The sequence below is a fragment of the Peptococcaceae bacterium 1198_IL3148 genome (genome assembly GCA_036763105.1).
In the GTDB taxonomy this organism is placed as follows: Bacteria; Bacillota; Desulfotomaculia; order Desulfotomaculales; family Desulfohalotomaculaceae; genus JBAIYS01.
This window is the reverse complement of the sequence record JBAIYS010000001.1, coordinates 340,668-366,023: the sequence shown is the minus strand read 5'-3', so window position 1 is coordinate 366,023 and position 25,356 is coordinate 340,668. Positions and strand designations below refer to the sequence as shown.

Annotated in this window: 19 protein-coding genes; all 19 read left to right on the top strand. The window is 45.7% G+C overall.

Going from position 1 to position 25,356, the window contains the following annotated elements; genetic code table 11:
* Positions 1-629 precede the first annotated feature (629 nt).
* The 19 genes from V6C27_01845 (at position 630) to V6C27_01755 (ending at position 25,243) form a co-directional block, all read left to right on the top strand.
* Entirely contained in the window at positions 630-6,311 is a 5,682-nt protein-coding gene (locus tag V6C27_01845; GenBank protein ID MEG6615170.1) for an S-layer homology domain-containing protein, read from the top strand.
* Positions 6,312-6,514: 203 nt separating this feature from the next.
* A complete protein-coding gene (locus V6C27_01840) occupies positions 6,515-7,273 on the top strand; it encodes a transposase (protein ID MEG6615169.1) in 759 nt (252 codons plus the stop codon).
* A 261-nt stretch (positions 7,274-7,534) separates the two neighbouring features.
* Positions 7,535-8,473 (top strand): plasmid pRiA4b ORF-3 family protein, encoded by a 939-nt coding sequence (locus V6C27_01835; GenBank protein MEG6615168.1) that lies wholly within the window; start codon positions 7,535-7,537, stop codon positions 8,471-8,473.
* 367 nt (positions 8,474-8,840) lie between these two features.
* Positions 8,841-9,086 (top strand): ATP-binding protein, encoded by a 246-nt coding sequence (locus tag V6C27_01830; protein MEG6615167.1) that lies wholly within the window; start codon positions 8,841-8,843, stop codon positions 9,084-9,086.
* A gap of 46 nt (positions 9,087-9,132) precedes the next feature.
* Complete coding sequence (locus tag V6C27_01825) at positions 9,133-9,894, top strand: transposase (protein MEG6615166.1); 762 nt, start codon at positions 9,133-9,135, stop codon at positions 9,892-9,894.
* 76 nt (positions 9,895-9,970) lie between these two features.
* The gene (locus tag V6C27_01820; GenBank protein MEG6615165.1) at positions 9,971-10,219 is read left to right on the top strand and encodes a type II toxin-antitoxin system RelE/ParE family toxin; all 249 of its coding nucleotides are present in this window, start codon (positions 9,971-9,973) and stop codon (positions 10,217-10,219) included.
* Between the two features lie 147 nt (positions 10,220-10,366).
* Positions 10,367-10,807: a hypothetical protein gene (locus tag V6C27_01815; protein MEG6615164.1), complete on the top strand. Its 441-nt coding sequence runs from the start codon at positions 10,367-10,369 to the stop codon at positions 10,805-10,807.
* Between the two features lie 49 nt (positions 10,808-10,856).
* The gene (locus V6C27_01810; protein MEG6615163.1) at positions 10,857-12,725 is read left to right on the top strand and encodes an FAD-dependent oxidoreductase; all 1,869 of its coding nucleotides are present in this window, start codon (positions 10,857-10,859) and stop codon (positions 12,723-12,725) included.
* Entirely contained in the window at positions 12,712-14,541 is a 1,830-nt protein-coding gene (locus tag V6C27_01805; GenBank protein MEG6615162.1) for an FAD-dependent oxidoreductase, read from the top strand. The genes V6C27_01810 and V6C27_01805 overlap by 14 nt, the downstream gene beginning before the upstream one ends.
* Before the next feature lie 45 nt (positions 14,542-14,586).
* On the top strand, positions 14,587-16,524 hold the full coding sequence (locus V6C27_01800) for a DUF5693 family protein (protein MEG6615161.1): 1,938 nt from the start codon (positions 14,587-14,589) through the stop codon (positions 16,522-16,524).
* On the top strand, positions 16,524-17,624 hold the full coding sequence (gene csaB / locus V6C27_01795; protein ID MEG6615160.1) for a polysaccharide pyruvyl transferase CsaB: 1,101 nt from the start codon (positions 16,524-16,526) through the stop codon (positions 17,622-17,624). Before V6C27_01800 ends, csaB begins: the two co-directional genes overlap by 1 nt.
* Positions 17,625-17,858: 234 nt before the next feature.
* Positions 17,859-19,319 (top strand): phosphodiester glycosidase family protein, encoded by a 1,461-nt coding sequence (locus V6C27_01790; GenBank protein ID MEG6615159.1) that lies wholly within the window; start codon positions 17,859-17,861, stop codon positions 19,317-19,319.
* Positions 19,306-20,400 carry a PQQ-binding-like beta-propeller repeat protein gene (locus V6C27_01785; GenBank protein ID MEG6615158.1) on the top strand — a complete coding sequence of 365 codons (1,095 nt, stop codon included), beginning with the start codon at positions 19,306-19,308 and terminating at the stop codon, positions 20,398-20,400. Before V6C27_01790 ends, V6C27_01785 begins: the two co-directional genes overlap by 14 nt.
* Positions 20,401-20,425: 25 nt before the next feature.
* Positions 20,426-20,851: a 3-hydroxyacyl-ACP dehydratase FabZ gene (fabZ, locus tag V6C27_01780; GenBank protein MEG6615157.1), complete on the top strand. Its 426-nt coding sequence runs from the start codon at positions 20,426-20,428 to the stop codon at positions 20,849-20,851.
* 162 nt (positions 20,852-21,013) lie between these two features.
* Positions 21,014-22,084 (top strand): MraY family glycosyltransferase, encoded by a 1,071-nt coding sequence (locus tag V6C27_01775; GenBank protein MEG6615156.1) that lies wholly within the window; start codon positions 21,014-21,016, stop codon positions 22,082-22,084.
* Between the two features lie 126 nt (positions 22,085-22,210).
* A complete protein-coding gene (locus V6C27_01770) occupies positions 22,211-22,477 on the top strand; it encodes a type II toxin-antitoxin system Phd/YefM family antitoxin (GenBank protein MEG6615155.1) in 267 nt (88 codons plus the stop codon).
* On the top strand, positions 22,470-22,742 hold the full coding sequence (locus V6C27_01765) for a type II toxin-antitoxin system RelE/ParE family toxin (protein MEG6615154.1): 273 nt from the start codon (positions 22,470-22,472) through the stop codon (positions 22,740-22,742). Before V6C27_01770 ends, V6C27_01765 begins: the two co-directional genes overlap by 8 nt.
* A 304-nt stretch (positions 22,743-23,046) precedes the next feature.
* Positions 23,047-23,769 (top strand): DUF421 domain-containing protein, encoded by a 723-nt coding sequence (locus V6C27_01760; protein MEG6615153.1) that lies wholly within the window; start codon positions 23,047-23,049, stop codon positions 23,767-23,769.
* Positions 23,770-23,785: 16 nt separating this feature from the next.
* The gene (locus V6C27_01755; GenBank protein MEG6615152.1) at positions 23,786-25,243 is read left to right on the top strand and encodes a phosphoglucomutase/phosphomannomutase family protein; all 1,458 of its coding nucleotides are present in this window, start codon (positions 23,786-23,788) and stop codon (positions 25,241-25,243) included.
* Positions 25,244-25,356 lie beyond the last annotated feature (113 nt).

The window sequence follows — 25,356 nt, the reverse complement described above, 5'->3', positions numbered from 1 at the left end:
CCTCAGAAAATTAAAAGGAAAGTAAGCGCTTACTATTCGAGTAACTGTGAACAACGAGACGGATTATTAAACATTGGCATGAGGAATTATTTATGTAATAAATTTCGACATTCTTTTTGCAAGAATGTTCAAGGATTTATATGATTTATGTCGTATTATTATGTCATTATCAATAGGACTAATTTACTAGATTCGGGACAAATTTACTATGCCGTAAAATTTATTAGTTTAGCAAAATCAAGAATACGGGAGGTGATGTCTGTGGCAATTGATAAAGGGAATATACAGAATGTTATTTGCTCGACATCAGTGGGTGAGGAACGGTGCATATGCAACAAGCTTCTATGTGTGGTCAATGGCGATAATATTGAGATTAAATGTAACAAATGTAAACGGATCATGATTATTAGAACTGAAGGTATTGTTGAGGTAGAGGTTAACTAATACTTATTTTCTACCAGCGCAAATTTAATATATTAGTAAAGCCCTTAAGAGGCAATATAAGTATTCTGTGCTATAAAGGCGCAGGTATTTTATATTGCCTTTTTTTATTACCCTTATGAGGAGGTGAAATAGGGGATCTGTTATTTTGCAGGTAGCAATAAAAATAATAATGGAGGGAATTTAGTGTGATAACGAAAGGTAAAAAGCTGTCGACAGCCTTATGCTTAGTATTGTTTGTAGTGCTAGCTTTTGCCGGACTAGCCTATGCTCAAGCTACAGACATTCAGGGGCATTGGGCTGAGAGCCAAATTAATAGCTGGACGGATCAGGGTCTAGCAAAGGGATATCAAGATGGAACATTTAAACCCAATAACAGTATTACGAGAGCAGAGTTCATAACCTTAGTTAACCGAGCATTTGATTTTAATGAAACGGTAGAGATTAATTTTACCGATGTTAAGTCAACTGATTGGTTTGCCGGTGAAATTGCTAAAGCCAAAGCAGTGGGCTATGTTGGCGGTTATAGCGATGGTAGCATTAAGCCAAACAATCAAATTACACGCCAAGAAGCAGCTTCCATGTTGGCCAGAATCCTACAATTAGACACCAGTAATGTGGCTGCAGTGGCAAACTTTAAAGATGCTCAATCCATTCCTCAATGGAGTAAAGGATCCATTGGTGCAGTGGTGGCCAAGGGTTACATGGGCGGATACCCAGACCAAACCTTTAAACCCACCCGCTCAATTACCCGTGCAGAGGCAATAGTCACCCTAGATCGAGCCATTGGTGGAGTTAAAGCACCTGAACCTAAGCCAGAACCTACACCAGAGCCTGCACCAACTCCAACTATACCAAGCACCTATGATGAGCCAGGAACATACGGACCTGAAAAGGAGCAACAGGTTATAAATGATGATGTAACCATTAGTGAAGATGGAGTTACTCTTCGGAACACAACAATCAAAGGGGACCTTACCCTAGCCAAAGGTATTGGCGATGGTGATGTAACTCTGAAGAATGTTGTTGTTGAAGGTAAAACCTACATCTATGGTGGCGGCGAGAACAGTATTACTTTGGACAATTGTGAATTAGCAGAAACAACTGTTGACAAAGAAGACAATGAAATAAGACTTATCTTAAAGGATACTACCATAGATAAGCTAATTGCCAATTCTGGTATGAAACTAGAAGGCGATGGCAAAATCACCGATCTTACTATTAATGTGGATGGTGTAGAGGTAGAAATTAAGCCAGTTAACGAACCAAAGCTGAAACGTGGCGTAGAAGCCATTGTTGCCGGTAAAGAGGTAAGGGGCTCTAGCTCCGGCGGCGGTGGCGGAGGCGGTGGTGGTGGATCAAGCACCCCTGTAGTTTCTGTAAGTGCTATTAACGATATCACCGTTATTGCCGGAAGCGATGCTACAGTAAAAATTACAACTAACCCAGCGGATGCTAAAATAAGCAAAGTTACCAGTAGTAAAACAGATGTTGCTACTATTGCTAGTTATGAAGACAAGACTATAAAAATTGAAGGTAAAGCAGCTGGAACAACAGAAATTACAGTTGCTGTAGGGAAATCTGGCTATAAAACTGCTGAAAAGACTTTTTCAGTTAACGTAGTAGCAAAGGATAAACCGCTTCCAGCAGGCAAGCCTGTGGCAATTCCAAAAACTGTGGAAGAACCACTAAAATTTGAGAGCGGCGTTGAATTAGATCTTTCTGCTATTGTTATTAATGAAGGGGTAACAGTAGCGGTAACCGAGTTAGAAGATTATGAAGTTCCCGATGTTGAAGAGGGACAAGTTTTTAAAACCTCCGGTAAAGTTGTTAAGATCGAGTTTGATGGCAATATCGACTTTAGCCAAGGTGTAGAATTGGCATTACCATTTGAAGGGGAAGGTGCCAGCGTAGGTATTTTCTGCTATGATGAAGTTGCTAAGGAATGGAAATATGTTGATTCTGTAGTTGAAGGAAATGTAGTTAAAGCTACAGTATATCATTTTTCAACCTGGGCACCTTTTGAAGCATCTCAAGTAAAAAAACCAACAGCTGATCCTAATGGTGGTCAAGTAGCTAAAGGTACAAAGGTAGAATTGAGTACAGATACATCGGGAGCATCAATTTACTATACCACCGATGGAAATAAGCTAACAACTAAATATACCGAGCCAATAGTAATCCAAGATGATGTTACTATTAAGGCTATAGCTGTTAAGGGTAACATGAGGGATAGTGGCATAAGTGAGTTTGCATTTACAGTAAAGCCTAGTGAAGATATTGTAAGTGCTATTAGTGTTGAAGGTGTAGCTAAAGTCGGAGAATCATTGACGGCTAAAGTAACGCCAGATAAGGCGACAGTTGACTATCAGTGGATGAGAAGCGATAGTGAAAATGAAGGCTATGTACCTATTGAAGAAGCAACAGGCAAGACTTATGAACTTGTTGCAGCCGATGTAGGTAAATACATTAAAGTAAAAGCAACAGGAACAGGCAACTACACCGGAATGGTAGAAAGTGAGCCGGTGGGGCCAGTTAAAGCTGAGGAAGAGGATCCGTTAGTAATAGAAGGAAGTTGGAATGCAACAGGTCGGACAGGATTCAACACAGTAGCTGAAAAAGCCTATGTATTCCAGGAGTTTGAACTTCTAGTAGACGGTGAAAGAATCAGTCTGCACAAAGATAACGTTAAGAGCATTACCTCAAACGGCAAAGAGCTAACACCTAATACCGACCATACCTTATGGTTCAACGTATTGGCAGAAGCAGGCGAGCGTGAGTTTGTCGTTGTAGATAATGATGGCGTAACTTATAAAGCGACATTAGATTGGAAAGCACCAGCTGAAGCAACAGCAACAGCAGAAGGGGAGCCTATACGTAACGATGAACTAAAAGCAACTTATCAGAAGTACAATGTAGCTGGTGTTGACCTGGTAAACTTTGATGCTATGTATCAAATCAAGCCAGGCGGTGAGATCAGCAAATTAACCTCAAGCGGTGATAACTGTTTATGGTTCAAAGTTGATGCCGATGAAGAAGGATGGAAGCAAGAAGAAGGCGACCATATCTTCTTAGTAAAACACGGTGACGTATGGAGTAAGTTTGTAGTTAATTATAAGGCAGAAGAAGAGCCGGTAGTATTAGACGCCACCTGGAACGACACCGGTAAAGTAGGCACCAACACCATAGATGAAACAGCCTATGTATTCCAAGGATTCGAACTATTAGATTGCGAAACTAACGCGCAAATAGCTTTAGTAGCAAGCAACATCGCAAAGATGACCGTATTGGCTCCTGGTGCTGAAGAAGCCAAGGAGTTAGAAGTAGGTGACGATAGCGATCCACTGCTGTGGTTCAACGTTAGAAAAGCCAGTGGTGAGTACAAATACACCGTAGAGACTAAAGATGGTGATGTATACGAAGCAACATTAACTTGGATGGCACCAGTTACAGCAACTGCTGAAAAAACTGGAGAGCCAGCAGAGAATGAAGAGCGAAAAGCAGTTTATCAGCTCTACACAGTAGCAGTAGACGTAGATCCTGAGTACTCCAAGGTTTACCAGATTAAGCCTAATGGGGAAATCAGCGAACTGGCGATATTGACAGATAGCGATAACCATCTAAACATCTGGTTCAAGATAAAAGACACTGCAAATGATGATTGGAAGCAGCTAGAAGGCGAGCATACCTTCCTCATTAAGAAGGGCGATGCCTGGAGCGAGGCAGTAATTAATTATCAAGCTTCAGAAGAGCCAGTAATAGTGGAAGGAAGTTGGAATGCAACAGGTCGGACAGGATTCAACACAGTAGCTGAAAAAGCCTATGTATTCCAGGAGTTTGAACTTCTAGTAGACGGTGAAAGAATCAGTCTGCACAAAGATAACGTTAAGAGCATTACCTCAAACGGCAAAGAGCTGACACCGAATACTGACCACACCCTATGGTTCAACGTATTGGCAGAAGCAGGCGAGCGTGAGTTTGTCGTTGTAGATAATGATGGCGTAAATTATAAAGCGACATTAGATTGGAAGGCACCAAAAAAAGTAACAGCAACAGCAGAAGGGGAGCCTATACGTAACGATGAACTGAAAGCAACTTATCAGAAGTACAATGTAGCTGGTGTTGACCTGGTAAACTTTGATGCTATGTATCAAATCAAGCCAGGCGGTGAGATCAGCAAATTAACCTCAAGCGGTGATAACTGTTTATGGTTCAAAGTTGATGCCGATGAAGAAGGATGGAAGCAAGAAGAAGGCGACCATATCTTCTTAGTAAAACACGGTGACGTATGGAGTAAGTTCATTGTTAGCTACAAGGCTGAAGAAGCACCAGAAGACACTGAGGCACCAAAACTTGGGGAAGTAACACTAACCAATGACGAAGAAGGCAATTTAGTTCTAACTGTAAAGGCAACGGATAATGGAGAATTAGCATGCCTGGAAGTAGACCATAGCTTAGATGGTCAAGGTGTACCTGAATTTGAAGTAGGTACAGAGGATGTAACAGACAAAACAACTGGAGCAAGCTCAACATTTAAAGATGGTATATGGACGCTTAACTTTGGCAAGCAAATGAGTGCTCTTGTCAGAGAAAAAGCTGGAGATACAATAACATTCTACTTTGTCATTAAGGATGTTGCAGGCAACCAGTTTGGGGATATGTATGATGTAACTGACGAAATGACAGTGACATTAGAAGTTCCAGTAGCACCTGCATATCCAGTTGCAGACTTTGAATTCACAAAGCCTGACAGCATAGTAGAAGGCAGTGAAGAGGTAGAAGGTTTTAAGATTAAAGTAAGCAACGTAGATAACATTGCAGACGACGTAAAACTTAGGTATTTGATGGAAGTAGTTGACGGTTCAAATAGCCTGGACGGCAAAGAGATAGGCTATGGAGATCCTGAAGTTGGGACATTTACAATACAAGATGGGAAAGCACACTTTGGTCCATCAGCAGGTTTTGTTTTAGCAGAAGATGGCGATTGGGAATATAAGCTGCCCGCGCTCAAGGGAGCGGAAGGTGTAACCACACCATTCACAGTAAAAGATGGCCTTGAAGCAGGAACATATAAGTTCACTGTAAGCCTGGTAGAAGTAGATGGTGATCTTAAAGTAACCTCAGAAGCATTTGAGTTTACAGTTGCCGCACAGACAGATCCCGTTCAGGAAGCACTGGATAAACTCGTTGCAGAGACCTCGATGACTGTAGAGGAACAAGCTAATGGATTTACCGCATCTTTTGATAAAGCCATCGAAGTACCAGAAGTCATTGAAGGCTATTACATTGATGTACTGGTTACATTGGAAGAAGGGCTGACCGACGGAAAGGTAACAATCCTTTACAATGGTAAAGAGACTGCTGCCAAGGAGATTAAAATTAAAGAAACAGAAATCTGGCTGAGCGAGCTGGTTCTTGGTGGGGAGCCGGCAGAATTCAAGTCGGGCCCGGCAGCGACCTGGACAATCCTCGTTACAGATAACGAAGAAGCAGTAACAGTTAAAGGTGCCATCAAGAGCATCATCTCAAGTGATGGCTTTAAAGACGAAAAAGTAGTACTAGCAGAAGGCAGTTTTGAATTTACAATAGGCGTGGAAGAAGCAACCGAAGAAGAAACCATGGAGACTATCCCTGTTGTTATTGATACCAAAGAAACGGTAGTTACCCAAGTTAAAGTAGCTGATGAAATTAATGAAGAAATAACTGAAGAACCAAAAGAAGAAGTAGTTTCAGAGGAATCCGATAAGAAAAACGTTGATGAAACAACATCAGGGCAAGAGCAAATTAGTGAGACTGAAATTGATGAGGAAGATGCTGATGACACTCAAGTAAACCAAGCGGATGTGATAGAAGAAGACGAAGTAGAGTAAGAATTGTAGAATTTACAGTAGAGTAGGTTTAAACAAAAACAACTTTTACAAAAACTAACTAAACCCATCAATAATCGAAGCAGATAAACCAACAAGCCCCGTGGGAAAGCAAGCAATTTTGCTCTTTCACGGGAAAGCAAAGGGGACGGTTCCCTGTTTGACAGCACCCCACCGATGTAATAAACTATCGGTGGGGTGTTTTTATGCCAAGGGTGGCAAGAAAGAAAAGTAAGACTAACATATACCATGTAATGATAAGGGGTATAAATCAGCAAAACATATTTGTAGATGATGAGGATAATGAAAAATTTATTGATACACTTGCCAGATATCAAAAAGAAATTAATTATGAAATATATGCTTACTGCTTGATGGGTAATCACATTCACTTGCTGATAAAGGAAGGAAATGAAGCACTGTCAAATACTATGAGGCGTATAGGAGCAAGCTATGTGTACTGGTACAATTGGCAGTACAATAGAAAAGGGCATTTGTTTCAGGACAGATATAAAAGTGAACCCGTTGAAGATGATAGCTATTTTCTAACAGTATTAAGATACATCCATCAAAATCCGTTAAAGGCGGGTTTGGTCAATAATATAGAAGCATATAAATGGAGCAGCTATAAAGAGTATATAATAAAAGCAGAGATTGTTAATGTTGATTTTACCCTGGCAATGTTTGCAGAAGATAGGGAAACGGCCAAAAGGTTTAAAGAGTTTAATATGGCGGCAAATGACGATAAATGCCTAGAAATAACGCCGGTAAGGAAAACCATTTCCGACAAAGAAATAAGGCAGTTGGTGTTAAATAAATATAATATAGAATTAGCTTCACTACAAAATGAAGATTCTAGAACTCAGATAGAAGTTTTAAAATATATAAAGGAATTAGAGGGAAGTTCATTAAGACAGCTGTCCAGATTAACCGGATTTACTGTAAATAGAATCTATAGAACGTAGAACAAAGAACCGGACAGAGACACAGGGACAGGTTTCTTGTCCCATCATAACAGGGAGATTCAATTTATGCGAATACAATGCACAAAGAAACTTTTAGATCAACTTAAAATAAAGCCTGAAGAACACTCAGAGGAAGATCCTCTCTTTTCTTGGCATGCAAATTTGTTAACAATAAATCGTAGAAAAACTATTGTGCTTGTGAATGATAAAAATCGATATCCTATTGTCCTTTATGGGCTACAAGTAAAGGATTTTAAGAGGTTGGACGAACTTGTAGTTATAGCTATTCGTAAAACCTTCCAAGAGGAGTGTATTCGGGAGGAGGTTATAGAGCGATATATCTATAACGCTAAAGAAATAACCTACACCAAAACAAAGAATAGAACGTCTGTTGCTAGAATGAATAAGGTATGTGACATTATAAATTATTATGATGATTTGATAGATAATAAATCCATTAACCAAAGTGCCATCAGTAGGGAGATCAGCCGTAATTTAGTGGGCGACGGGAAGAATAAATATATAAAACCTAATGAGGAATTGTACAAAGACCTTGAGACATATTTTGGCGGACAGATTTTTAGCACCAAAGCGGTGGTCGTTAAAGCAATGCTTGATCTTGAAAAACATCGTGTGTGGCGGAGATTGGTGGTTCCGGTTAATCTAGTATTTAACAGATTACATAAGGTTTTACAGGCAGCCTTTGGGTGGAAGAGTTATCATCTTCACGAATTTTATATTTACAGTAATGAAAGACAGGTCAAGGGGTTATCTATCAACCATTCTGGATATCACAAAGAAGGGTACAAGCCAATTGTTAATCTAGTCTGTGACGAGGCGGCCTTTGGCTATGATAATGATGTGCCGATGCAGTTGGAAACCGGCATAAAACTCTCAGAATACATTCCGGCTAAAATAAAATACAATTACGATTTTGGGGATAACTGGCAACACTATATCGAAGTTGAAATAGTTATTGATGATTACGATAAAAATTACGCTGTTTGTCTTGAAGGTGAGGGGAACACGCCACCTGAAGATGTGGGTGGAGAGCATGGGTATCAAGAGTTTTTGAAAATTATAGCTAATAAAGAACATCCCGAACATGAGCATATGATCAACTGGGCAAAAGGACAGGGATATAAAGAGTTTGACATTGAGACGGTGAATAGGAAACTTAGACAGTTATGTGGGACATAAGGACAAGGCACTTGAGATGGGACGCAAAACCTGTCCATACCCTGGTTTAGCAGCATAAAAATGACACCAACCATAAGTAGATGATTGGTGTTATTATTTTTTACACTGTCTACTTAACAGGGGGAAGTTCATTTTCATTGATATAGATTGATGAACATAAATAAATAATACAAACAATAAATTACCATGGTATAATATGGAAATAGACATTGTTAAACAGGCTGTAAATCGGCTATCATCTGAAATGAAGAAAATAAAGTTTAGAGGAAGTTGATTTATATGAATATAAAAAAGATTAAGGAGATTATCAGCGGTGGAGAAAGTTTAACTGTTGAATTCAAGAAGCAAGACAAAGCTAAATAAAGATGTGTTTGAGTCCGTATGCGCATTTTTAAACAGAAATGACGGGCACATATTTTTAGGGGTCAAAGATAATGGTGCTATTGCTGGCATCGATAAGGAAGCTGTTGAAACAATTAAAAGCAACTTCGTAACATCTATGAATAATCCACTCAAGATAAATCCAACGTTTTATCTATCTGTTGGGACACAGGGACAGGTTTCCTGTCCCACCCATTGGCATTTTCCCTCGAAGAATAGCAGGAAAGCATAGTGTTAAGCAGAATAAGGTATAAAAATTACGCATGCGAGGTGATTATATGCCAAGGAAACCCCGGGAAAAGAGTAGTAGCGGCATATACCATATCATGTTGCGCGGAATTAATAGACAAACCATTTTTGAAGATGACGAAGACCGGATAAGTTTTTTAGGGACGTTAAAGAGGTATCAAAAGGTAAGTGAATACCAAATCTATGGTTACTGTTTAATGGGTAACCATCTACATTTACTAATTAACGAGGCCAGAGAATCTGTTTCGTTAGCAATGCAGAGAATCTGTTCCAGTTACGTACATTGGTATAATTATAAATACGAACGCTGTGGGCATTTATTTCAAGAGAGATTTAAAAGCGAAAGTGTAGAAGATGATGCTTATTTTTTGACAGTTTTAAGATATATCCACCAAAACCCCATAAAAGCTGGCCTGGCCAATAGTGTATCCACAAGTAAATGGACCAGTTATAAAGAGTATCTTGATAGGGCAAAGCTAGTGAACACTGATTATGGTCTTAATTTATTTTCCCGGGACAGGGAAAAGGCGCTGGCGTTGTTCACAACATATATGAACGAAGAAAATGAAGATCAATGCTTGGATGATGAACAAAAAGTAAAATTGTCCGATGATGAGCTTAGGCAATATCTGGATACATTAGGGATTACCAATATTAGCACATTGCAGCAAATGGAAAAAGCCAAAAGAGACGAACTGTTGATACAGCTTAAAGAGCTGGAGGGTGTGACGATAAGGCAGTTATCTAGAATAACAGGCATATCAAAAAGCGTTATTGCCCGTGTGCGTTAGGGGTAGCAACTGGGACACCAAACCTGTCCCCTTGTCCCTCCAAACAAAGAACCGTCCCCTGTTTTGAAATGGCTATATCTCTAATGAGCTATACGCCGAAGGAGCGGCTGGCAATATTTTGGCAAGAATAGAGACAAGCATCCTGAGGTTAAGGGACTTTCCGTTTTCAGGTAGCTATGTGGCTGATGAATTTTTAAAGAAGAAAGGTTACCGAAAATTAATAATCGACAGCTACATTGCTCTTTATTTGGTGGATGAACAAGAAAAACAACTAGTTGTCATGCGTGTTTTATATGGTAAGCAAAAATACCAAGATTTACTTTAGGACACCTGCAAAGGGTGTTTTTTTATGCCCTGGGATTTCAAAAAGGGTTTAGTGTCCCCCTCGGGAAAATTGCAGGTATTTTTTTGAAGATGTCGAAACAAATAGTAGGTTTGAAACGTCATAATAGATGAGCGGGGGTGGGCGCTGATGAAAAAGAAAATAAGTGTGTTTGGTTTGACTATATTGCTGTTAGTTGCCTTTGCTGGGATGCTGTGGGCCAATGCCGGTACGCCGGGCAGCAATGCTGATCCGCTGGTGACCCGCAGCTTTGTGGAGGATTATGTTAAAGGCCAATTGGGCCAAGGTAGCCAGAGTGGCGGCCAGTGGCTGATTGAGGAAATTGACGCCGGTGGTGTTTTTAAGGGGGGCAGTGGTACCGAAATGGTGCTGCGGTCCGGTAAAGCCACCGTTATTGATCCATCTAAAAGTGGTATATTGGACATCACGGTGGGGGGCAACGTGGTCGATGGCCAAGCTGTACCGGCCAACCATTTGCTAATTATCCCCAAGGACGATGGTCGGGGCCTAAAGGCTACTACTGACATCATTGTGATGTACAAAGGAAGTGGATCGGTTAAGTATAACTAGCCATCATTTAGCATAGGTTAAAGGGTAAATTTACTAAACAGGAGAGCATATGAAGAAACGATACATAATATTGGCTGTAATATTGATTGCGGTGGGTTTTGGTTTGTTTTATCTGGCGGACAGACCGGAACCTAAATTTTTTACGCCCCAGCCGCCGGATGCACCGACTGCCCAACGGCAGCACTACGATTTAATTGTGGTGGGCAGTGACCCCGAGGGGATTGCCGCTGCGGTGTCCGGGGCCAGAAACGGCTTATCTACACTGCTGGTGGACACTCGGCCGGTGCTGGGGGGGTTGATGACCCGGGGTTGGTTAAATACCATTGATATGAACTACCATCCCGACGGTGAGATTTTAAACCAAGGGATCTTTCTGGAGTTTTTTGAACAGGTGGAGGGGGACTCCTTTGATGTTAGCACCGCCCTAACGGCCTTTAATCAGTTGGTGGAAAGGGAACCCAACATTGAGGTGTTATTGGGTGTGCAGCAGATTAAACCGTTGGTGACCCAAGGTGATGATGTTAACACCGTCACCGGGGTCAAGGTAACTGCAAAGGATGGCAGCCAGCAATTTACCGCCCCGGTGGTCATCGATGCCACCCAAGATGGCGATCTGGCGGCGCTGGCCGGGGTGCCCTATACCCTGGGCCAACAGGACATGGGTTATCAAGGTAGAAATATGGCGGTGACACCGGTCTTTCAGTTGCAGGGCATTTCGCGGCTGGACTGGGTTAAATTGGGCATCAATTTAGCCGGTGAAAGGATATTTGGCACTGCCCACGCCGGTATTAACACCGTCAGCGCCTGGGGCTTTGGGGATGTAATGGCCAAATATCAGCCCAGCAATGATCGGGTGGGCATTCGGGGCCTAAACATCGGCCGCCAAAGGGACGGCACCGTGTTGGTCAATGCGCTGCATGTGTATGATATTAATCCGTTGGACAAAGCCCAGGTGGCCGAGGCCTACAGCTTAGCGGAGCAGGAATTGCCCCACATTGTGGAGTTTATCAGAGAAAACATCCCGGGCTTTGATCACGCTGAGTTGGTGGCGGTGGCTCCAGAACTGTATGTGCGGGAATCCCGCCACATTGAGGGTGAGTATCGGTTGACGGTGGACGATGTGTTGGAGAACCGAGACTTTGCCGATGCCATTGCCTACGGCTCCTACCCCATCGATATTCAAGCGGTGGACCAGAATTTTAAAGGGGCCATTGTGGGGGTACCCCAGCAATATGGCATTCCGTTGCGCTGTTTAATTCCCCAGCGGGTTGACGGCCTGATGGTGGTGGGCCGGGCGGCCAGCTTTGATTCTTTAGCCCACGGCAGTGCCCGGGTGATACCGGTGGGGATGGCCACCGGACAGGCGGCCGGGGCGGCAGCGGCTTTAAGTTTGGAAGAAAAAATTACCCTGAGGGAATTAAGTGCCAACAGCCAATACGTAGATGAATTGCGGCAACGCTTAAATCAACAGGGGATGGTAATTAAACCCTTTGCATTTAAAGCGCCGGAAACGGAACACTGGGCCTACCCTGGCTTAAAGTTTGTGCGCAGTTATGGGTTGGTGTATGGCGGTTATGATAACAATTACCGGTTGGATGAAGAAATGAGCGAGCAAAAGTTTATCAACCTGCTGTCTTGGGTCACCAAGCTGGCCTGGACCAAAGAGGTTGAACCGCCCCAGCTTTATACTGAGGGCAACCAATTAACCATTAAAGACATCTGTTATATGCTGGCCCGATATCTCGGTCAAAATTTAACCAAAGATCAGGCCTATCAATTTATCATGGAACAAGGAATATTAGACCAACAGCTGCTCCAGCAGCTTGAAAACAATAACGGTCAGGTAACCAATGGTACCGCTTATATGATATTAAAAAGTTTTATTGAAAAAGGAGAATTGATTGATGACAAGCAGTAAGTTGTGGAAACGCTGGTGGCTGGCGATGGTGATGGTGGTGTTTTGTTTTGCCGTCACTTTAAATGACACCCAGGGGGCCGATGCGGCCGAAACAGAGGACAGTTATGACTTAATTGTGGTGGGCAGTGACCCCGAAGGTATTGCGGCGGCCATTTCTGGAGCGAGAAATGGTTTGGACACACTGTTGGTGGATACCAGACCCACCGTGGGCGGCTTAATGACCCGGGGTTGGCTCAACACCATTGATATGAACTATAAGTACAACCCCTATGGTCCCAAGCATGATCATTTAAACAAGGGCATTTTTACAGAGTTTTACAACCAAATTGAAGGGGATTCCTTTGATGTGACCACTGCCCAAAATGTGTTTAACAGCATGTTGGAACAGCATGACAACATCGATTTTGAGCTCGGTGCCAAACAAATCACCCCCGTTGTCACCGGCGAAAAGGGCAACACGGTGGTGACCGGCGTCAAGGTTAGAAAGGCCTCCGGCCAAACGGTAACCTATAGCGGTGAGCGCATCATTGATGCCACCCAAGACGCCGATTTGGCAGCGGCGGCCGGGGTGCCCTATAGCTTGGCCCATGAGGACTATGGTTTTCCAGACCAAAACATGGCTGTTACTTTGGTGTTTAGATTGGAAGGGTTAACCGATGAGGATTGGGAAACCATTAAAAGGACATTAAATACCGATCCGGACCCCAACACCGGGGCCAACAATGTCAGTGCCTGGGGATTTGGTATCGAAATGGAAGGTTATCAATCAACTAATCCGCGAGTGGGCATGCGGGGCTTAAACATTGGCCGGCAGAACGACAACAGCATTTTAATCAATGCTTTACATGTTTATAATGTGAACCCGCTTTCGGCTGCTTCCAAGGCCGAGGCCATTGAGCTGGCCAGACAGGAACTGCCCCACATTGTGGAGTATCTTAACGAAAATATCCCGGGCTTAGAAAACGCCTTTTTGGCCGGGGTGGCTTCGGAGCTTTATATTCGGGAATCCAGACATATTTACGGTGAATATCGACTAACGGTTGATGATGTGTTGGAAAATAGAGATTTTGACGACCGCATCGGCTTTGGCTCCTACCCTGTGGATGTACAGGCCACCGGTGAAGGTACAAAGGGTTATGTGTTGGGTAAACCCACCCAGTACGCCATTCCCTTCCGCTGCATTGTGCCGCTGAAGGTGGATAATCTGTTGGTGGTGGGCCGTTCCGCCAGCTTTGATTCGCTGGCCCACGGCAGTGCCCGGGTAATTCCCACCGGCATGGCCACCGGCCAAGCAGCCGGCGCGGCAGCGGCCATCAGCATTGATGAAGATATTACCTTCCGGGAAATGAGCAAAGACCCAGAGCTAATTAAAGAGCTGCAGGACACACTAAACCGTCAAGGCATGGAACTGGAGCCCTTTGACTTCAGCAGCAAAGTAAAGGAAAAGAACCACTGGTCCTACGAGGGATTAAAGTTGGTGCGCAAGCACGGTTTAGCCCGGGGGGAATATACCAATAATTATTATTTAGATAGCCCCATCACACTGGGTGAGTTCACCAACATTTTGGATAAAATGACCACCATTTATCAGGCCGACGTACCGGATGATTTGGATCTGGACTACGATAGGGAAGATCAGGCAAAGCGATTGACCGAGGACGATGTGGAAGATATTTTTGATGAATACGGTTATTCTTTAAAGATTTTGCGGGATGCTAAGTTGCAGGACAACATTGAAGATCATGACGGCATCATCACCTACGGGGCCGCCTATATGGTAATTTACCACTTATTTGAAGATTTAGAGCTGTTGTAATATAATTAGGCATATTGTTGGGCAATTTAAATTGGGGGATACAAAGTGAATAGGAAAATTTTATGCGCCATGCTAGTGGCCATGATTGCCATTGGGGTGCTGGCTGCCGGGCACTTGGCCTTTTGGGATCGCTATCAACTGGAAAAGGATTATAAGCAAGTGGAGTTACTGATGGACTATAACGATATTAAAGGGATGAACGGTCCATCAGAATTGGCCACGTTGCAAACTTTAAAGCAGCATGGCTTAACCACCGTTTTGTTTAAAGAACAAACGGTGGCCGATATCGAGGGCTATGGCTATGGCACGGTGTTAAGCGGTTCCCAATTGATGGTGCAGAGCAATGTTTTTGGCGCCAACCCTTGGCTGGCGCAGTTGATCGAAAATAATAGCATTAAGTCGGAGAACACCTATTTAATCTTTACCGATAAACAGACCTTTGAGCGGGTGGCCAGCCAACTATCGGTGAAGATTCCCCACTATAAAACCTATACAGATTTGGGGGAAACCTACCTAATTGAAACGGTGCTTACGTATAGTCAATTACAGGACATCGGCATCGGGTTTCCCCAGGACAAGCTACAGTTGGTGGAGCAGGCGGGTTTAAATACCATGGTGCAAGTGCGCACTTGGCCCAAGGTGACCGTTCAGGGCTTAGAAACGGTCTTTGCACCTATTAAAAGGATTCCTAACTTAACCGCCACTTTCTTTAATGACGGGGTTATTCCCGGGGTGACTGAAGACTTGTTGCCCGAAGTGGCCCAGCATATTCGGGAGACACCCACCGGTGCCACCGCCACCATTGAATTTTTCCCCCAAAGTGGCATCAATAAGTTGGCGGTGTTGCTGGATAAACAGGTGGTGCGTTTACATACCATTGGCAGCGACGAGATATCTAAAAACAACCCCAGCAAAACCGAGGTGATTGACCGCTTTAGTTTGGCAGCGGCCGAAAGAAATCACCGGGCCATTTTGGTGCGGCCGTTGGTGTCCACCGGTGGGGAAGACCCGCTGACCTATTATGGAGCCTTTCTTGATGACCTGCAGGCCGAACTACAAAAGGAAGGCTTGTCCCTGGGAGTGGCCAGCAAATTTCCACCCAACCCGGTATCCAAAGCGGTGGTGCTGTTGGTGGGTGTGGGGGTCATTGGCGGTGGCCTGCTGTTATTGAACCGGCTGGGCTTTGGCAAGTGGCTGACCATCATCGGGGTGGCGTCACTGGTGGCTTGGGCCGGATTGTTGTACCTAATGCCGGACTTTGGCCGCAAGCTGATGGCGTTGGCTTCGGTAATTATCTTTCCCACGCTGTCGGTGTTGACCTTTACTAAACAGCAAGGGTTGCCGTTATCCAAAGCGGTGTTGCGGCTGGTGCAAATGTCGCTATTCTCGCTAATTGGGGCGCTGCTGATGGTGGGACTGCTGGCCGATGTGGGCTTTATGCTGAAGTTGGATCAATTTGTGGGCATTAAACTGGCCCATGTGGTGCCGCTGGGCATTGGGGTGGTCTATTTCGTTTATTTGGCCAGCACCGGCAACAGTATTAAAGAGCGGCTGGCGGATTTGTTGAACAAACCCATCGTGGTCAGTATGGCGGCGGTGGCCGGATTGCTGCTGGTGGCGGTGGCCATCTATGTGATGCGCACCGGCAATGAGGGGCCGACGGTTTCGTCGTTGGAATTAACGGTGCGGACAGCATTGGACAACCTGCTGGGTGTGCGTCCCCGCACTAAGGAATTTCTGTTGGGACACCCGGCCATGCTGGCGCTATTGTACTTTGGTTATCGCAATAACTGGTTTATTCCGCTGTTGGTGTTGGGGATTATCGGTCAGGTGTCGTTGGTGAACACCTTTGCCCACATCCATACCCCACTGGTGGTATCGCTGATTAGATTTGGCCATGGCCTATGGATTGGCCTATTGATTGGGGTGGCGGCAATCGTAGCCTATCGACTGTTAGAAAAACAGGTGCGGAGGTATCTATAATGGCTAAAGTGGTGTTGTCGGGTTATTACGGCTTTGACAATATTGGCGATGAAGCCATATTGTACAGCATCATCCAGGCCCTAAGGGATAGCCAGCCGGAGATTGAGATTACCGTGTTATCCCACAACCCGGACCGAACCAAGCAATTATATAATGTGGCAGCGGTGAACCGTTGGCAGTTTAAGGAAGTAACGGCGACGTTGCGGAACGCCGATTTGTTGATTAGCGGTGGCGGCAGTTTGCTACAGGACGTCACTGGATTAAAGAGTTTAGGCTATTATTTGGGTGTGATTGCGCTGGCCCGCAGTTTAGACAAGCCGGTGTTCTTCTACGCCCAGGGCATTGGCCCGGTGAACAGCAGTTGGGGCCGCAGAATGATGCGGCAGGTGGTTAACCGGGTGCAGGCCATCACCGTCAGGGATGAGGCCTCCAAAGAGGATTTGCTGGCCATGGGGGTCACTAAGCCCCCCATAACGGTCACCACCGACCCGGTTTTAGGCATCAAGATAACGGACCAGCATCGGCAGTGGGGCCAAAAAATTTTGCAGGACTTGGGCATGGCAGCGGATAAGCCGATATTAGGCATTTCCATCCGCAACTGGCAGGATCGGACGGCAACTTTAGAGCAGGAACTGGCCCGCTGTGCCGATCACTTTATTGGTATGGGCTGGCAGGTGCTGTTTTTGCCGTTGCATTACCCCGACGACCAAGAAGCCTGTTGTCGGGTGGCCAATATCATGGAACGTTCGTCAGCCCGGTATCTGGTGAAGGAGAATTATACCGTCACCGAATTTATGGGTATCATCAGCCAATGTCAGTTGATGGTGGGCATGCGGTTGCACGCCATCATTATGGCGGCAGCGGCGGGGGTACCGCTGGTGGGGGTTTCTTACGACCCCAAGATAGATCGTTTTATGCAACAGTTGGGCTCTGTGCCCGCCGGCCACGTCACCGACCAGCAGATCAACATTTTGCCGCAACTGGAGCTGGTGGCCAACAATCTACCACAACAGCGGCAAGATTTGGAGCAAAGGGTGGCTCATTTAAAAGCCAGCGCCCTCAGCACCGCCCGCTTGGCGTTGGCCACGGTGCGCGATTAACCACAACCACCAATGCCATCATCATGGCATGCAAATGTAGGGGTTCGATTTATCGAACCCACAAAAGGCAACCTATAACGGATGGAGAAACATGTTGGTCAAAGGCTCAACGTTGCTTAGGTGGGCTTGATGAATCAAGCCCCTAAACAAAACAGGTTACGGACATTCATATACATGTAGCCCGAACGACATAATTTACTTGGACAGACGACAACCACAGGGAGGACTGGGCAAATGAAAATTGTAAACAAAATAATAACTGCCCTGCTGATATTGGGGCTCACCGCCATCGCTCCGGGCATTATGGAGGCGGCCCAAGACATTGCGCCGGGGGTAAAATACTCCACCTTTGAAACCAAAAACGTGGATGGCAAGCCGCTGCAGGGTTATGTGTTGGAAATCAACCCCAAACAGCAGCTGTTGGAAATTAGGCCGGTGCTGGGCAATGACACTGTGCGGGGCTTTGAAACATTAAGCAGTTTGGCCCAGCGTCATGGCGCGGTGGCGGCCATTAACGGGGGCTATTTTGATGGCAGTGGTTACCCCATCGGCAGCGTCATTATCGACGGCCAAACCTTAACCAAATCGGACATGCTGCGCACCTCACTGGGGATCAGCAAAAACGGCAGTGCCCAGATCGGCTACATTAATCCAGTGATGGCGGTGCATCTGCCCAATGCCAGTGAACGCTTATTAGTTGATCGTTTAAACTGGTGGCCGATAGAGAATGCGGTGGGGGTTTACACTAAAGAGTGGGGAACCACCACGCCCCAGGCCATCTCCAGTGGCGTAGAAATTGTCATAGATGAGAACTTTGTGGTGCAAAATGTGGCCCGGGGCAGCATTGGTTACACCCCCATTCCGGACCGGGGCTATGTAATTGCGCTGTGGGGTGATAAGGCCCCATTGGCGGACCAGGTCAGCGCCGGGGATAAAGTGACCATCGGCCAATTCTTCGAGGGTGACTGGCAGCAACTCCACCACCTGCTCACCGCCGGTCCGCTGCTGGTGGAGGACGGAATGCCGGTATTTAACGGTGCCAACGAAGGTTTCACCGGCAATATTTTAAAAACCAACCCCCGCACCGCAGTGGGGATAAAGGAAAACGGCAATATCATTATGGTGGTAATCGATGGTCGCCAGGCGGATTACAGCGCCGGGGTAACCTGGGAAGAGTTATCTTATATCATGGTTGATTTAGGGGCGGTAAAGGCCATCAATTTGGATGGCGGTGGCTCCAGTGAAATGATTGTCGGTGGCAAAATTGTTAACAAACCCTCCGACGGTAAAGAGCGAGGGCTGAGCAATGCCATTTTGGTGCTGTATCAAATTCCGGTCTACATGAATGGCGAGCGTCTGTGGTTTGACGTGCCGCCGGTTTTGGACAACGGCCGCACGTTGGTGCCGTTGCGCAAAATCTTTGAAACGCTGGGGGCCGAGGTGGAATATGTGGATGGCGTGGTGACCGCCAAAAGCAACACCGCCACCATCACGTTAACCATTGATCAACGGGAAGCGATGATAAATGACCAAGTGTTGGTGCTGGATGTGCCCGCCAAAGTGGTGGATGGGCGCACCATGGTGCCTTTGAGATTTGTGGGGGAAGCCATGGGTGCCAACGTAAAGTGGGAGGCCGATACCAAAACTGTCTATATAGACAACCGAGGGGAGGCTGAAGCCAATGCAACTAATTAAATCTAGCCTAAAGGCCTTGGGTATTTCGACAATGCTAATTTGGGGGCCTTGGGGCGTGGGGCCGGCCCAAGCAGCGGACAGCCCAGTAACCGAAGTGATACCGGTGGCCGAGGAAATAACAGTGGTGGAAACCACAGAGCAATCGGTAACGGAAGCACCGCCAATAGGTGAACCAACAGAAGAAACGACCGCAGAAACAGTAGAGGAACCGGTAGCGGTGCCGGTAGTAGCCCCGGTGGTGGAGGAAAGGATCGAAGTGCTACAATCGGAAACCACCAACCACCCGCGCTATGTGCAGCGGCTGGAAAACGGTAATTACCTGGTTTGTCGGGTGGGGGAGCATAATCCCGGGGTGTTTGAAATCAGCCCCGAGGGGGAAGAGGTTTGGAGCTACCCCAATGTGATGGCCAACAGTGCCATCCGGCTGACCAACGGCAACACTTTAATTGCCGATTCCGGCACCCCCGGTTATCCCAACCCGCCCCGGGTGGTGGAAGTAAATAAACAGGGCAACATAGTTTGGCAGTACAATTTAAAGTCACTGGCGGAATCTCCTCGGTATGCCCAGCGGTTGGACAACAGCCACACTTTGGTAACGCTGCCCTTTGAAATTAGAGAATTAAACAAAGGCAAGGCGGTGGTGTGGCGGTACGGCAACGGCAAGCCCGGCCCGCTGGGAGATTTGGCTCAACTGAGTAATCCAGTGCAGGCCAACCGCCTGGCCAACGGCAACACATTGGTGGTGGATGAGGGCATCAACGGCGGTCGGGTGTTTGAAGTGACCCCCGAAGGCGAGGTGGCTTGGGATTATCGCACTGGTTTGCAAAAGCCCAAGTCAGCCACCCGGTTGGACAATGACAACACCGTCATTGTGGATCGGCAAAGGGATCAGTTGCTGGTGGTGGATCAGCAGGGTAAAACACTGGCCATCTATAGTTGGGCAGAGGCGGTCAAGCACTTGCCAGTGATGAACGTTTGGTATGGACAATATTTGCCAGATGACAGTTTGCTATTGACCATGACGCTAACCAATAACGCCAGTAGAGTGTTGGAACTGAATTTTGGGGATAATATTGAATAAACACCAAAATACGGAGGGTTATTAAATGAATATTAACGAAATTATGGAGGTATTGCCACATCGCTATCCCTTTTTGCTGGTGGATAAAATAGTGGAGGTGGAACCGGGCAAGAGGTCGGTGGGTATTAAAAATATCACCATCAATGAACCGTTCTTTCAGGGCCATTTTCCCGGTTATCCGGTGATGCCCGGGGTATTGATCATTGAAGCCATGGCCCAGGTGGGGGCGGTGGCGCTGTTAAGCCTGCCGGAGTACCAGGGCAAGCTGGCGTTATTTGCTGGTATCGATGGGGCTCGTTTCCGCCAGCAGGTAATGCCTGGCGACCAGTTGACTTTTGAAATAGAAGTAATAAAATTAAGGGGTAAGATCGGCAAGAGCAAAGGCAAAGCGTTGGTGGACGGGAAAATTGTCGCGGAAGCGGAGTTAATGTTTGCCATTGGGGATAAGTAACTTGTTAATTATCGATAATTGAAGATATTTTAAGATATCTCCCCAGTGATGGCTTGTACCATGTTAACTAACTAATTATTGTAGAAAAATCAACTTTGTCACCGAAACTAGTTATCAAGTACAATTGATATGATGTGCTAGATATTATTTGGAGGGATTACGGTGTTAATTAAAGCAAGTGCCGCGGCAGTGTTGGCAGTGGTAATATCACTGCTGGTTACCCCATGGGTGAAACGCTTGGCCATCAGAGTAAACGCCATGGATGTCCCTGATAAACGTAAAGTACACACCGGCTTGATGCCCAGGATGGGTGGCTTGGCGGTATTTATCAGTTTTGCAGTGACGGCATTGATCGTGCGTCCCTTAACCCCGGCCTTGGCTGGGTTACTTTTGGGGGGCCTGGTGATTATATTGGTGGGCATCGTGGATGACATTAAAGGCCTGTCACCCAAACAAAAACTAGTTGGTCAGATAGTTGCAGCGTTAATGGTGATCCCCTTTGGTATTCAAGTGGAGTTTGTCACCAATCCCATATCCGGTGGCATTGTGGGCCTAGGGATTTTGGCCATTCCGGTAACGGTGTTTTGGATTATATCGGTAACCAATGCGGTTAACCTAATTGACGGTTTGGATGGTTTAGCCGGTGGTACCTCAATGATTGCCGCACTTACCATTGCAGCGGTGGCTTGGAAACAGGGTCAGCTTTACGGGGGCTCGGCGACACACACCGAGGTGGCAGTGTTGGGCTTAATTTTGGCCTGTGCGGTGTTGGGCTTTTTGCGCTATAACTTTTTCCCCGCCAAGATATTCTTGGGGGATACCGGTTCGATGTTCTTAGGTTATTGTTTAGCGGTATTGGCGGTGATGGGCTTAACCAAAATTGCCGCCTCCATTTCGGTGTTTATTCCCATTGTAATTTTGGGCATTCCGCTGTTGGACACCTTTTTTGCCATTGTTCGGCGCAGTTTAAATGGCAAGCGGATTTTTCAACCGGACAAAGAGCATTTACATCACCGTTTAATGGCCATGGGTTTATCCCATCGGCAAACGGTGTTGGTGATATACGGCATCAGCGCAGTGTTGGGTGCCAGCGCCTATGTGTTAAACCTGGTTACCACCGACCACGCGGTATTGTTGATGGCCGGCCTATCGTTAATCATCATTATCGGCGCCAACAAAGTGGGTGTAACTGGCGGTAAAGCCACGGTTAAAAACGAACAACAAAATATTTAAGCGAACCAAAGGTGCTGTTGCGAAACCGACAATGCATTTTGCAACAGCACCTTTTCTTATGTGAAGATTTTATATCATAATTATGATATAATACATGTAATAATTATGATATAAGGAGTTGTGTGTATGCCTAAAATTCGCCCCATATCAGATCTGCGCAATAATTTTAATAAAATATCTGAAATCTGTCATCAAGAACAACAACCGGTATTTATCACTAAAAATGGCGAAGGAAACTTGGTGGTTATGAGTATGGCTCTTTATGAAAAACAGCAGTCCCTAATAAAGCTCTATGAGAAATTAGCAGAGGCGGAGGCTGAAAGCCGTGCCGGAGAAGAAACGACAAGCCACCAAAAATTGATGGCTGAGCTAAGGAAAAAATACCATGAGTAAACCTTTGGAAATGCGTTATTTACCTTCGGCAAGAAGAGATATTATTGAAATATTAGAATATATTCAACTGGATAATCCAGAGATAGCAATGGCAACGATTGAACGTTTTGATAATGAAATTGGAAAACTTGCCGATTTTCCTTTGCTAGGCAAATCTCCTAATAATCAACGGTTATTACAACTAGGGTATCGGATATTGATAGTAGGGAACTATCTGGTTTTTTACGTTGTTTGTGATCTCGATTTATCGCGCCCGCTAAAGTAACTTTTGCTATAAACATTGGTTTTAATTCAAAATTCATAATTCATAATTTAAAATTACCTTCCTATTTTTCAACGGTTTTCTTCTTCTTTTTATCCCTAAGCCACTTCAGATAATCCTCGTACATATCCTTGCGGCTGTCCAGCTTGACGATGGTTTTGCTCACTGAACTTTACCTCCCCAATAATGCTAACTGTATTATTGCCAATTAGTTACATAATTAAACTGTTATTGCCATTAAATGAATAAATTCCTAATGAGCAGGAGAACTTAAGCTTTATATCTAATCTATGTTGGAGGGATAAAGTTGAATCCTCATTTTGAGATCGCCATCCGGGCGGTGGGGGCTTTTTTTGCGGTGCTGATTATAACCAGGGTGCTGGGAAAAGAGCAGATGGGACAGTTGGCGGTCAGCGATTTTGTCAATGCCATTGCCATCGGTTCGATAGCGGCCAATATGGCCACCGATCACAAAGAAAATGTCAGTTACTACATCATTGGTATCATTATTTTTGGTGGTTTGACATATGCAATAAATTATGTGGCATTAAAGTCCAGAACAGCCCGTAAAATATTAGAGGGTGAACCGACGGTGGTGATCCATAACGGCAAGCTGTTGGAAAAAAACATGGCTAAAATGCGCTACAGTGTGGATCACGTCACCATGCAGTTGCGGGAAAAAAATGTGTTTAATATTGCCGATGTGGAGTTTGCGGTGGCCGAGCCCCATGGCGAATTGAGTGTGCTGTTGAAAAGTGATAAACAACCACTAACCCCGCGGGATGTCAATATCGCCACCGATTATCAGGGGGTGCCGTCGGAACTGATTGTGGATGGAAAGATTATTTATCAAAACTTGCAACAGAACAATTTGTCTAAAGATTGGTTGCTAACGGAGTTGAACAAGCAGGGAGTTAGCAACGTTAAGGATGTGGTTTTTGCCAGTTTGGACAGTGCTGGCAATCTTTATGTGGATAAATATCAGGATCAGCTAACCTATGTGCAGGACATCAGCGATAAAATTAAATGATTGGGGGAACCAATAAATGTCGATAAAAATTGCCTTCGGCACCGATGGGTGGCGAGGCATTATTGCCCAAGACTTTATCTTTGACAATGTGCGTCTGGTGAGCCGGGCGGTGGCTCAATATTTGGTGGATAGCGGTGTTAACCACCGTGGCTTGGTAATTGGTTATGACAACCGCTTTCTCTCCGACCGCTTTGCCGAAGAGGTGGCGGAGGAAATGAACAAGTGTGGCGTGCCGGTGTTTGTCATTTCTCAGGCGGCACCCACTCCGGTGACCGCCTATGCCATTAAACTGCAGCGGGCAGCGGGGGCGGTGATGCTGACCGCCAGCCACAATCCACCGGAATACAACGGCTATAAGTTTATTCCCCAGCATGCTGGGCCGGCGTTACCCCATGTGACCAAGCAAATTGAGGAAAATATTAAACAGCAGCAGGCCATTTGTTCCACCAATGTAACCGAAGAGGCCGAAGGTAGGTACGGCCATTTGGTGGAAGAACATCACCGATCGGAATACTGTTCCAGTTGTAAAATCGATCCCTTTAATGAATACATAGCCCATATTGCCGAACTGGTTGATTTGGACATCATTGGCAAAGCCGGTTTAAAGATAGTGGTGGATCCGATGTACGGCGCCGGCATTGGTTATTTAGATACGCTTTTGGCAAAGGCCGGGGTAACGGTGGAAACCATTCACAATTATCGAGACCCGTTATTTGGTGGCGGCATGCCAGAGCCCACCATGGCATCGCTGGGAGAACTGCAGCAGCGGATGCAGGCGGTGGGGGCAGACCTGGGGTTGGCACTGGATGGCGATGCCGACCGTTTCGGCATTATTGATCGCAACGGAGAATACATCGCCCCCAACCAGTTTTTGCCAATGCTGTATTATCACCTGATGGAAGTAAAGGGTGTGCGGGGCCCAGCGGCCCGCACGGTGGCCACCACCCATTTGTTGGACCGAATTGCTCAGCACTACGGCCAAACGGTGGAGGAGACCCCCGTCGGCTTTAAATATATCGGTCAATGTCTGCACGTAAAGGGTGCCATTATGGGCGGTGAAGAGAGCGGCGGCATGTCCATTAAAGGGCATATTCCCGAGAAGGATGGCATTTTGGCCGGCATGTTGGCGGCGGAAATGGTGGCTTATCACCGCAAGAGTTTAACGGAGTTGATGGAGCAGATCGGCGGGCAGTTTGGCAAGTTGTATAGCAACAGGCTGGATGTGCACACCACCCCGGAAGCCAAAGCCCGGGTGCTGGCAGAACTGCAACGGTTTAATCCCGACACCATCAATGGTCAGCGGGTGGTCAACCGCATCACGGTGGATGGCACCAAGTTGCTATTGGCCGATGGCTCCTGGACGTTGATCCGGCCTTCCGGCACCGAGCCACTGTTCCGCATCTATGCTGAAGCCAGCAGCCCGGAACAAGTTAACCAGATACAACAGGAAGTAAAAGAAAAGTTAAAATTGTAACATTAAATTGCTCCACATGACCATTACATGCAACGGTTTTTGTAGGGCCGATTTATCGCGCCCTTAAGCAACGTTAGTTATGACGAGTAATCATTCATTTTGCGTCACTAACC

What these genes read in the sequence shown, in the direction of transcription:
- V6C27_01810 (MEG6615163.1), top strand. Translation starts at nt 10,857, where the DNA reads ATGAAGAAACGATACATAATATTGGCTGTAATATTGATTGCGGTGGGT.
- V6C27_01785 (MEG6615158.1), top strand. Translation starts at nt 19,306, where the DNA reads ATGCAACTAATTAAATCTAGCCTAAAGGCCTTGGGTATTTCGACAATG.
- V6C27_01840 (MEG6615169.1), top strand. Translation starts at nt 6,515, where the DNA reads ATGCCAAGGGTGGCAAGAAAGAAAAGTAAGACTAACATATACCATGTA.
- V6C27_01770 (MEG6615155.1), top strand. Translation starts at nt 22,211, where the DNA reads ATGCCTAAAATTCGCCCCATATCAGATCTGCGCAATAATTTTAATAAA.
- fabZ (MEG6615157.1), top strand. Translation starts at nt 20,426, where the DNA reads ATGAATATTAACGAAATTATGGAGGTATTGCCACATCGCTATCCCTTT.
- V6C27_01765 (MEG6615154.1), top strand. Translation starts at nt 22,470, where the DNA reads ATGAGTAAACCTTTGGAAATGCGTTATTTACCTTCGGCAAGAAGAGAT.
- csaB (MEG6615160.1), top strand. Translation starts at nt 16,524, where the DNA reads ATGGCTAAAGTGGTGTTGTCGGGTTATTACGGCTTTGACAATATTGGC.
- V6C27_01790 (MEG6615159.1), top strand. Translation starts at nt 17,859, where the DNA reads ATGAAAATTGTAAACAAAATAATAACTGCCCTGCTGATATTGGGGCTC.
- V6C27_01805 (MEG6615162.1), top strand. Translation starts at nt 12,712, where the DNA reads ATGACAAGCAGTAAGTTGTGGAAACGCTGGTGGCTGGCGATGGTGATG.
- V6C27_01755 (MEG6615152.1), top strand. Translation starts at nt 23,786, where the DNA reads ATGTCGATAAAAATTGCCTTCGGCACCGATGGGTGGCGAGGCATTATT.
- V6C27_01815 (MEG6615164.1), top strand. Translation starts at nt 10,367, where the DNA reads ATGAAAAAGAAAATAAGTGTGTTTGGTTTGACTATATTGCTGTTAGTT.
- V6C27_01825 (MEG6615166.1), top strand. Translation starts at nt 9,133, where the DNA reads ATGCCAAGGAAACCCCGGGAAAAGAGTAGTAGCGGCATATACCATATC.